At 59.3% G+C, this 10,085-nt stretch carries 11 protein-coding genes; 5 read left to right on the forward strand and 6 right to left on the reverse strand.

The features are described 5' to 3' along the window. Positions 1-164 precede the first annotated feature (164 nt). Positions 165-1,043, reverse strand: a complete 879-nt coding sequence (locus UCMB321_RS11840; protein ID WP_040066769.1) for a LysR family transcriptional regulator — start codon at positions 1,041-1,043, stop codon at positions 165-167. A gap of 246 nt (positions 1,044-1,289) precedes the next feature. On the opposite strand from UCMB321_RS11840, the gene ampC reads away from it, so the two are divergent. Both ampC and UCMB321_RS11850 read left to right on the forward strand, forming a co-directional pair. Further along, a complete protein-coding gene (ampC, locus tag UCMB321_RS11845; RefSeq protein WP_040066771.1) occupies positions 1,290-2,465 on the forward strand; it encodes a class C beta-lactamase in 1,176 nt (391 codons plus the stop codon). A 43-nt stretch (positions 2,466-2,508) separates the two neighbouring features. After that, the gene (locus UCMB321_RS11850) at positions 2,509-2,910 is read left to right on the forward strand and encodes a hypothetical protein (protein ID WP_040066773.1); all 402 of its coding nucleotides are present in this window, start codon (positions 2,509-2,511) and stop codon (positions 2,908-2,910) included. Positions 2,911-2,919: 9 nt separating this feature from the next. Here UCMB321_RS11850 and UCMB321_RS11855 read toward each other — a convergent pair whose 3' ends face one another. Beyond that, entirely contained in the window at positions 2,920-3,831 is a 912-nt protein-coding gene (locus tag UCMB321_RS11855; RefSeq protein ID WP_040066775.1) for a helix-turn-helix domain-containing protein, read from the reverse strand. A 173-nt stretch (positions 3,832-4,004) separates the two neighbouring features. On the opposite strand from UCMB321_RS11855, the gene UCMB321_RS11860 reads away from it, so the two are divergent. Genes UCMB321_RS11860 through UCMB321_RS11870 form a run of 3 tightly spaced genes read left to right on the forward strand, consistent with a single transcriptional unit; the run spans position 4,005 to position 7,795 of the window. Continuing rightward, on the forward strand, positions 4,005-5,363 hold the full coding sequence (locus UCMB321_RS11860) for a glutamine synthetase family protein (RefSeq protein WP_040066812.1): 1,359 nt from the start codon (positions 4,005-4,007) through the stop codon (positions 5,361-5,363). A gap of 45 nt (positions 5,364-5,408) precedes the next feature. Continuing rightward, positions 5,409-6,497: a polyamine ABC transporter substrate-binding protein gene (locus UCMB321_RS11865; protein WP_040066778.1), complete on the forward strand. Its 1,089-nt coding sequence runs from the start codon at positions 5,409-5,411 to the stop codon at positions 6,495-6,497. Continuing rightward, entirely contained in the window at positions 6,494-7,795 is a 1,302-nt protein-coding gene (locus tag UCMB321_RS11870) for an NAD(P)/FAD-dependent oxidoreductase (protein WP_040066780.1), read from the forward strand. The genes UCMB321_RS11865 and UCMB321_RS11870 overlap by 4 nt, the downstream gene beginning before the upstream one ends. 113 nt (positions 7,796-7,908) lie before the next feature. Here UCMB321_RS11870 and UCMB321_RS31735 read toward each other — a convergent pair whose 3' ends face one another. The 4 genes from UCMB321_RS31735 to UCMB321_RS11885 form a co-directional block, all read right to left on the reverse strand. After that, positions 7,909-8,133, reverse strand: coding sequence for a colicin immunity domain-containing protein (locus UCMB321_RS31735; RefSeq protein ID WP_209437162.1), 225 nt, complete (start codon positions 8,131-8,133; stop codon positions 7,909-7,911). 242 nt (positions 8,134-8,375) lie between these two features. After that, the gene (locus tag UCMB321_RS11875) at positions 8,376-8,636 is read right to left on the reverse strand and encodes a bacteriocin immunity protein (RefSeq protein WP_040066782.1); all 261 of its coding nucleotides are present in this window, start codon (positions 8,634-8,636) and stop codon (positions 8,376-8,378) included. A gap of 43 nt (positions 8,637-8,679) precedes the next feature. Further along, positions 8,680-8,952 (reverse strand): colicin immunity domain-containing protein, encoded by a 273-nt coding sequence (locus tag UCMB321_RS11880; RefSeq protein ID WP_040066784.1) that lies wholly within the window; start codon positions 8,950-8,952, stop codon positions 8,680-8,682. Then, positions 8,952-10,085 (reverse strand): S-type pyocin domain-containing protein (locus UCMB321_RS11885; RefSeq protein WP_209437160.1); only part of this gene is annotated, 1,134 nt, incomplete at its 5' end. The genes UCMB321_RS11880 and UCMB321_RS11885, both read right to left, overlap by 1 nt.

A 10,085-nucleotide genomic window follows, 5' to 3' on the forward strand; every position in this document is an offset into this window, starting at 1 on the left:
ATTAATCATTCAAATCGCAAAACAGAATTTTTTATTTTTCCGAGATTCGTCCAGGATATGCTCGCCCCTACTCTCCCGGACGAAGCCCATGAATCTCAATTTTGCCATTGCCTGCGCCGTTGTCGTGTCCTTCGCCATTGCCCTGCTTCACACTTGAACGCGGCTCAAGCCGTGGCTACGGCTTCCACCAACCAGCCCCTGAACGCCACCATCGCCGAGGTTTCAGGACGGGATTGCAAACGCGTCAGCCAATAGCTGCCCGTGGCGATACCGATATCGAAAGGTTGTCGAACCTCCTCGGCAGCCAATTGCCGGGAGAACATCATCACCGGCACCAGGGCGACGCCAATCCCCTGCAGGGCCGCCTCCATCATCGCCAGCGAGGAATCGAAGACGATGCTGTCGGGTACCCTCCCCTCGACCGGCAAGCCGGCCGCCTGAAACCATCGTGGCCACTCGTCAGTCCGATAGGAACGCAACAGCGTCTGCTTCAGCACATCGGCCGGGCTCTTCAGTTGTCGCGCAATCTGCGGAGTGCACACCACCGATAGGGGCGTTTCCAGCAGGTGCATGGCCTCCACGCCGTGCCACGCCCCGGCGCCGAAGCGGATGGCAAAATCAAGGCCTTCGGCGGCCACATCGACCCGGTTGTTGTGGGTCGACAGACGCAAGTCGATAAAGGGATAGCGGGCGCGGAAATCAGCCAGGCGCGGCAACAGCCAGCCCAGCGCAAAAGTCCCCACGGCACCCACCGTCAACACCTCCCGATAGTGCCCACCCTCGAACCGCCCCAACGTCTGGGCAATCCGGTCGAAGGACTCGTTCAGCACCGGCAACAGGCTTTCGCCTTCGGCCGTCAACATCAGTCCTCGCGCAATTCGCTTGAACAGTGTCACCTTCAGCTGCCGTTCAAGCCCCTTGACCTGATGGCTCACCGCCGCCTGGGTCACGCACAGCTCGATCGCCGCCCGGGTGAAGCTCAGGTGCCGCGCGGACGCCTCGAAGGCGCGCAGCGCATTAAGCGGCAAGTGCGGTCGAACCATGATCGAGTTCCTAGTTTTCCTAATGGCTAATCCGAAATTTCATTGTTTGTCGATTTCCCCCACGCTGACTACATTCAGCGTCCAGGCACGTGCATGGACCGCTAAAACTCACGAAAAACCGCGTAAATAGGGGGTTACCACCCTCCATTAACGCAGAGGGGTCATCCGACCGGCGTATTTTCGACGCAAAAAACCGCTCCAGGGTGAGCGGTTAACATAATGAAACATATTGGGAGCCTTCGAGCCATGTTCAAAAAGAACCTTGCCAAACTGGAAGTCCTCGTAACGTCCCTCCTGCTGATCGGCGCCAGCCACAGCTTCGCGGCGGACAACACCCAGGACAACATCAAGGCCATCGTCGACGCCGCCATCGGCCCCGTCATGCAGAAGCAGAACATTCCCGGCATGGCGGTGGCTGTCCTCGTCAACGAGAAGCCGTATTACTTCAACTACGGGGTGGCTTCGAAGACGAACCAGCAACCCGTGACCGATGACACGCTGTTCGAGATCGGCTCGGTCAGCAAGACCTTCACCGCGACCCTTGCCGGCTATGCCCAGGCGCAGGGCAAACTCAACCCGTCGGAGCGCGTCAGCCACTACCTGCCGGAGCTGCAAGGCAGCGCGTTCGACCGCATCACGGTGCTCCAGCTCGGCACCTACTCGGCCGGTGGCCTGCCCCTGCAGTTCCCGGACGCGTTCGACACCCAGGACAAGATGCTCGACTACTTCAAGCAATGGAAACCGACCTATGCGGCGGGCACCCATCGACAGTATTCGAACCCGAGCCTGGGACTCTTTGGCTATGTGGCGGCGAAAAGCCTGGGGGCCCCTTTCGATGAGCTGATGGAGAAAACCCTGTTTCCCAAGCTCGGCCTCAAGAACAGCTACATCCACGTTCCAGAGGCCCGGATGAGCCATTACGCCCAGGGTTACACCCAGGATGACGAACCCGTCAGAGTGGGTCCCGGCGCACTGGATGCCGAAGCCTACGGTGTCAAGACCACCTCGACCGACCTGCTGCGCTATGTCGAGGCCAACATCCGGCCGGAACCCCTCGAGGCCCCGCTGCACAAAGCCATCGATCTGACGCAGAGCGGTTATTACCAGGTCGCTGGCACCACCACTCAAGGACTGGGATGGGAGTTCTACCCCTACCCGGTCAAGCTTGATCGGTTGTTGACGGGCAACTCCTCGGAAATGGCACTCGAGGCCTACAAGGTCAGCCCATTCAATCCGGCGCACCCGCCGCAAAAGAATGCGCTGTTCAACAAGACCGGCTCGACCCGCGGCTTCGGCGCTTATGTCGTCTACGTACCGGCGAAGAAAGTCGGGATCGTGATGCTGGCCAATAAAAACTATCCCAACCCGGTCAGGGTCAAGGCCGCCTACCAGATCCTGAACGCGCTGGAGGGCGTTCAGTAAGCGGATAGGCAAAGGCCGGCCGGGTTGGCTATGATCGGAGTCCATGACAGTCTCACTCCCGATCCGCCAGCCCTGCCCACCCGGCGCCTGCATTTGCGAGCGGGAGCAACTGCTGCAGCTGCCGGGCGCCGACCTGCGCATCCTGAGCCTGACGCGCCAGGAGGAAAAGCGCCTGGTCGAGCGTCTGGAAAACCTGCAGAGCCTGGCCGACCTCGAACGCCTGCAACAGCGGATGTACGATCAGTTGGGCATCCGCGTGAGCGTCGCCCCGGGCTTCAATGAAGTGCGGACCATGCGCGGCATCGACATCCAGATCGACGAACATCCCGGCCTGTGCCGCAAGACCCGTCAGTCGATTCCGGCGGCGATACGCCGGGGCCTGGAGAAAAACCCGCAGATCGCCTACGCCCTGCTCAACGCCAACGACCTGTTGCGCGATACCTGAGACGCAATCTCAGCGCAGCCGCTGCCCGCGCTTGAGGGTCTCGCTCGGCAGTTCGCCGAACAGCGCCCGATAGCTGTTGGAGAACCGCCCCAGGTGCCAGAACGACCAATTCATCGCCACCTCGGCCACCGTCTTGTCCTGGGCGTTGCGCCCGAGCAGTTCATGGCGGGCGCTGTTGAGCCGGCGCAAGCGCAGCCAGTGGCTCGGCGTCATCCCGGTATAGGCCTTGAACGCGTGCTGCAGCTGGCGCAATGAAACCCCGGCGACCTGGGAAAGCTCCAGCAGATTAAGGGTCTGCTCAGGCGAGTCGGCCGCCCACTCGCCGATGTGCTTCATGATCGAGCGCTCTTCGGCGCGCCGTTGCAAGGAGCCCCGGTCCAGGCGGACACAGGCGTTGTCGAGGATGTAGAGACAATCATCCAGCAGTTGCTGCGTGAGGCTTTCCCGGCTCGGCGGGTCGAGGGTCTGCGCCAGGCGGGTCAAGGTCCCGCTCAGCCAGCGGCTGAACAAGCCGTTCTGCTGCGAGTTGAGCGGCGCCATGAACAGCCCCTCCAGCCGCGCCACATCCAGGCCATGCTGCTGAACGAACTCCGAACCGAACACCACCGCCACTTCCTGATAGTTCTCGGGGGTGATCCAGATATTGCGGCTCTCGCCGTTGAGCACATACAAGGCGTTGTCGCTGCGATCGAAGCAGAAGGCCAACGCCCCCGACGGCGCACTGAAGTTCTGTTCGACCCGGGTGTTCATGCACTCCTCGTAGATCTGCACCCCTTGCAGGTCCAGGTAACGAATCTGTCCGGCGAAATGCCCCGGCGACATCTGCTGGTAATGCTGCACCCAACCCGGTGTGACCCGTATCTGCTCGGCCACATCGGCGGTGTTGAACGCTTGAACCCGCAAGGCGTTTGACTCTGTCATCGGATGACCATTTGCACTCATTTGGTGCATTTTAGGCGTCATAAAGTGGATAGATGGAATCCCCGTCGTGCGCCCAAGATAGTCGCCAATGCGCCGCGGGGGAAGTCTCTCGCCGCTCGACCGGGATGAAGACACGGCACCCGGCGCAGAAAAAAACCAACCACGAGGTCTTTATGAATGCCCCTTTCGATCAGCTGTCTTCCTGGCTGAAAGAACACAAGATTACCGAAGTAGAGTGCGTGGTCAGTGACCTGACCGGTATCGCCCGCGGCAAGATCGCCCCCACCAACAAGTTCCTGCATGAGCGAGGCATGCGCCTGCCGGAAAGTGTGCTTTTGCAAACGGTAACAGGGGACTTCGTCGACGACGATGTCTATTACGACCTGCTCGATCCCGCCGATATCGACATGATCTGCCGGCCGGACTCGTCGGCGATCTATGTGGTGCCCTGGGCCATCGAACCGACCGCCATTGTGATCCACGACACCTTCGACAAACAGGGCAACCCCATCGAGCTGTCGCCACGCAATGTCCTGAAAAAAGTCCTCAAGCTCTACGCCGACAAGGGTTGGCAGCCCATCGTCGCACCGGAAATGGAGTTCTACCTGACCCAGCGCTGCGAAGACCCGGACCTGCCACTCAAGGCGCCGCTGGGCCGTTCGGGCCGTGCGGAAAGCGGTCGGCAGTCGTTCTCCATCGATGCCGCCAACGAATTCGACCCGCTGTTCGAAGACGTCTACGACTGGTGCGAAGCCCAGGGCCTGGACCTCGATACGCTGATCCACGAAGACGGCCCGGCGCAGATGGAAATCAACTTCCGTCATGGCGATGCCCTGGACCTGGCCGACCAGATCACCGTGTTCAAGCGCACCCTGCGCGAAGCCGCGCTCAAGCACAACGTGACCGCGACCTTCATGGCCAAGCCCATCGCCGACGAGCCCGGCAGTGCCATGCACCTGCACCAGAGCGTGGTCGACAGCGCCACCGGCAAACCGATCTTCGTCGATGCCGATGGGCAGATGAGCCAGCTGTTCCTGCACCATATCGGCGGCTTGCAGAAGTACATCCCCAAGGTGTTGCCGATGTTCGCCCCCAACGTCAACTCGTTCCGCCGCTTCCTGCCGGACACCTCGGCACCGGTCAACGTCGAGTGGGGCGAGGAAAACCGCACCGTGGGCCTGCGGGTACCGACCTCCAGCCCCGACGCCATGCGCGTGGAAAACCGCCTGCCCGGCGCCGACGCCAACCCTTACCTGGCGATTGCCGCGAGCCTGTTGTGCGGCTACCTGGGCATGGTCGAACAGGTCGAGCCGAGCGCCAAGGTCGAAGGCCGGGCCTATGAACGCCGCAACCTGCGCCTGCCGATCACCATCGAGGACGCACTGGCGCACATGGAAGAGTGCCCGACCCTCGAACGCTACCTGGGCACCCAGTTCGTACGTGGCTATGTGGCGGTCAAGCGCGCCGAACACGAAAACTTCAAGCGGGTGATCAGCTCCTGGGAGCGCGAATTCCTGTTGCTGAGCGTCTGATTCCGAACCTTTATCCCGACCGAAAACAACTCCAAGAGGTGTCGAATGCGTCTATTGAAATCCGCCGTTCCGCTGGCATTGGCGCTGCTGTTCAGCGCGACCGCCCAGGCCGAGCCGACCGTCAGCGTCTACAACTGGACCGATTACATCGGCGAGACCACCCTCGCCGACTTCCAGGGCAAGACCGGTATCAAGGTGATCTACGACGTCTTCGACTCCAACGAAACCCTGGAGGGCAAGTTGCTGGCCGGACGCACCGGCTACGACGTGGTGGTGCCTTCCAACCACTTTCTCGGTCGCCAGGTGAAAGCTGGGGCCTTCCTGAAGCTGGATCGCGCGCAATTGCCGAACTGGAAGAATCTCGATCCCAAGTTGCTCACGCTGCTGGAGCAGAACGATCCGGGCAATGAACACTCGGTGCCGTACCTGTGGGGCACCAACGGTATCGGCTACAACGTCGACAAGGTCAAGCAGGTGCTGGGCATCGACCATATCGACTCCTGGGCGGTGCTGTTCGAACCGGAGAACCTGAAAAAGCTCACCCAATGTGGTGTGTCGTTCATGGACTCGGCCGACGAGGTGTTCCCGGCGGTGCTCAACTACATGGGCATGGACCCGCGCAGTTCGAAACCCGACGACTTCAAGAAAGCCGAAGCCAAGCTGCTGACCCTGCGCCCCTATATCACCTACTTCCACTCCTCCAAGTACATCTCGGACCTGGCCAACGGCGATATCTGCGTCGCCTTCGGTTACTCGGGCGACGTGTTCCAGGCCGCCAACCGGGCCAAGGAAGCGAAGAACGGGGTGAACATCGCCTACTCGATTCCCAAGGAGGGCAGCAACCTGTGGTTCGACCTGCTGGCGATTCCCGCGGATGCGGCCAACGTCAAGCAAGCCCACGCCTTCATCAACAACCTGCTGGACCCGCAGGTGATTGCCAAGGTCAGCGCCACCGTCGGCTACGCCAACCCCAATCCGGCGGCCAAGCAGTACATGGACGTGGCGCTGGTGAACAACCCCGAGGTCTATCCGTCCCAGGAGGTCCTCGATAAGCTCTACATCTCCACCACGCCGACGCCTGAGATCATGCGCCTGATGACCCGCTCCTGGAGCAAAGTGAAGTCCAACAAATGAGTCAAGCCAGCCCAATGGAACATGCCCGCTCCTACTACGCGGCGACCGCCGGTTCGATGCCGGATCATCCCCGGCTCGAATCGCAGGTGAGCGCCGATGTGTGCGTGATCGGCGGCGGTTTTACCGGCGTCAACACCGCCATCGAACTGGCACAGCGCGGACTGTCGGTGGTGCTGCTCGAAGGCCGGCGGATCGGCTGGGGCGCCAGCGGGCGCAACGGCGGGCAGCTGATTCGTGGCATCGGTCATGATGTCAGTGGTTTTGCCAAGTACGTTGGTGAGGAAGGCGTACGTTACCTGGAGCGGGCCGGTATCGAGTCGGTCGAGGTGGTGGCCAATCGCATACACGAGCACGCCATCGACTGCGATCTACGCTGGGGCTTCTGCGAACTGGCCAACACCCCGGCACAGTTCGCGGCGTTCCGGGCGGAACAGGACCATCTGGCGGAATTGGGTTACGCCCATGAAACGCGGATTGTCGCGCCCCAGGACATGGCCCAGGTGGTCGCCAGCAGCATCTATGCCGGTGGCCTGATCGACCGGGGCTCGGGGCATTTGCACCCGCTCAACCTGGTGCTCGGTGAAGCGCGGGTGGCGCAGGCGCTGGGGGTGCGGATATTCGAGCACAGCCCGGTGCTGGAGCTGGTTCACGGCAGTACCGTGGAGGTGCGCTGTGCGTTCGGATCAGTACGCGCCAATAGCCTGGTGCTGGCCTGCAATGCGCACCTGGAAGACCTGGAACCCCGTTTGAGCGGCAAGGTGCTGCCGGCCGGCAGCTACATCATCGCCACCGAACCGCTGGCGCCCGAGGTGGCGGCCGAGCTGATTCCGCAGAACCTGTCGCTGTGCGACCAGAAGGTCGGGCTGGATTACTACCGTCTTTCTGCCGACAAGCGTCTGTTGTTCGGCGGTGCCTGCCATTACTCCGGGCGCGATCCGGCGGATATCGGTGCCTATATGCGACCGAAGATGCTCAAGGTGTTCCCGCAACTGGCGGATGTGCGTATCGACTATCAATGGGGCGGGATGATCGGCATCACCGCCAATCGTTTCCCCCAGGTCGGGCGCCTGCAACAGCATCCTAACGTGTTCTATGCCCAAGGCTATTCAGGGCATGGCGTCAACGTAACCCACTGGACCGCGCGGTTGTTGGCAGAGGCGATCCATGCCGGACGAAGCACGGGCATGGATATCTTCAGCGCGGTGCCGCACATGACCTTCCCGGGCGGCAAGGCCTTTCGCTCGCCGTTGCTGGCGCTGGGGATGCTGTGGCATCGGTTGCGTGAGGTGTTGGGCTGAGAGGAGCGACTTAACCCAGCGCTGACAGAAATAAATGCCAGGAAGCAACGCCGTTTATCCCTTTGCGGGATAACGGTGTTTTCCCCCGATTGGCCATGCGCTGAAGGAGACACTCAGAGAAGCTGGTATTTCTCCAAAGTGGCTTTAACCTCTCTCAGCAAACCCTCCTCATCCAACTCACTCTCTCGGCGATCAGGCTCCGATGTATAACAGTCCGCAAGGATGAATAGTGCGGAGCCACACTCTCCTATGTCCGGAGGGTCTTGGCTTAAGGCCCCTGACTCGGCCTCTTCCCTCCAGGCATTTAAATACTCCCGTTCGAAATCGGTGGCCGTTATTTTTAACTACAGCAACTGCCTTGCCAGCCCAATCAATTTCATACTCATTGCAGCACCCCATCAGCAATGTAATTATCATACTGCGCTGTACTAGGAGACAGATGCAAACCAGATACAAACTCTATATACCAACCACTTTTCCGACCTCTGATTTCACCATCTACAACCAGTTTTCTGGCGTCATGACTAAGCCCTCAGTCACTGATATTTACTCGGCAACTGAGTTTGGCGACTTTTATTAATCAAGACATTTTGAAGCCTGGCTTGCCATTCGCAGCCCGCCAACTTTTCACAACGGCTAGAACACCTTGCGGACTATCCTCAACACCAGCTTCCGGGTAGAAAATCAACCCATTACCTCGCGGGTGCTCCGTGACACTGGCGAAGTGCTCAATAAGCTTGTCATGCTCATCCTCTGAGGCAACGTCTATTGCCCATATCTTATTGAGAAGCTCAAGAAATTCAGCCTCAGTATATTCTTCAAGCGCACTTTTTAATCCCATATACTTACCAAAAATAAATTAACTCTGCGCCAAAACAGCGCACTCAGAGAAACTGAAATTTCTCCAGAGTGTCTCTTACTCGTTTTCGAAACTCTTCCTCATCAGTCTCGGACTCTCTGCGATCAGGTTCCGGCTCATAACAATCAGCATGCATAAAAATATCCGAGCAGCACTCTGAGAGCTGAGCGTCATCTTTTCGCAAAGTCCCATCCTCCCCCTCTTGATACCAAGATTTAATGTAGGGGACAGCAAACTGATCTGCCGAGACCTCCCCAGCAACGAATTTTTTTGCAAAAACAACAAGATTAACACTCATCACAAAACCTCGTTAACCATGTAATTAATATACTGCGACGAACCAGGCTCTATATGCCAGCCACTTAAAAAGCTCCCATCCTCTTCCAGTATGACAACGACACTGGTATTGGGATTGAAGAACACCCTCGATCCCTTGGCATGATGGTAGGTTCCTTTTTCAATGGTAGCCTTGTCTCTGAGATGAACAAGAATTCCATCTCTGAATTTTGTCAGTGTTTCTGTATTGGAATTTTCTTCAGTTACCCCGAAAATTTTGGCATGAGCTTTAAATTTTCTTTGCAGTTGACGGCGAGTAAATATGCCTGAATCCAAAGACTCACTGAGCACCACATAGATCGGTGGTAATCCCGAATCCGCAGGAAAAGTATAGATAGCATCGCGGATATCCCACTGATCCGCCGCCGGTAAGGGCTCGGCCTTCACCGCGATCGGGGTCAGCGTGACCCCCGTGTAGGTCGGGATCTCTACAGGTTGTACCGGTGTTACGGTGGAACTGTCACCGGGCACCGCAATCGGAAAAGTCAGGGTGATCGGCGGCGTATCGGCCGTGGTGAAGGTATAGGCATTGGCCACGGGATCCAGTGTCAGGGCCCTGACCGGCACCTTTGGCGATAACCCGCCATTGGCTTGCGTGGCAATCACCGAGTACTTCGAGCGGTCGCCGTAAACCCGATACGGCAGATCCACCGTGCCACCGGCTGCCGCTATCTCCGGCAAATTTTCCGGCAAGTCCGGTATCAGGTCCTTGGCCGGCAGACTCAAGCTGGTCGGCGGATACAGGTCACTGTTGCCCAGCGAGGGTGAATACAGCAGCAGGCCGATACCCACCCCAGTGGCACGATCAAGCACAGCGCCGCCAAGGGCTTTCAGGGCCTGGATCCCTGCCTGGATGGCGGCCTCCAGCGTCAGACTGGAGCCCGCCGTAATCGCGATGGTGCCTGCTGCCACGCTCAGCTGGGTTGTGCCTGCCGGCGCGAGCCTGAAGCTGTGTGCTTGCATCACCTTGCCTCGCGCTTCAGCCTCGGCTGCCAGCCGGGCCTGCTCTGCGGCGACTTCCCTTGCGCGCTCCGCCAGGGCGCCAAAGGCATTCGAGGTGACGGTCAGGTGTCTGGCTGACTCGGACTTCAGCAG

The sequence above is a fragment of the Pseudomonas batumici genome, assembly GCF_000820515.1.
Taxonomy (GTDB): Bacteria; Pseudomonadota; Gammaproteobacteria; order Pseudomonadales; family Pseudomonadaceae; genus Aquipseudomonas; species Aquipseudomonas batumici.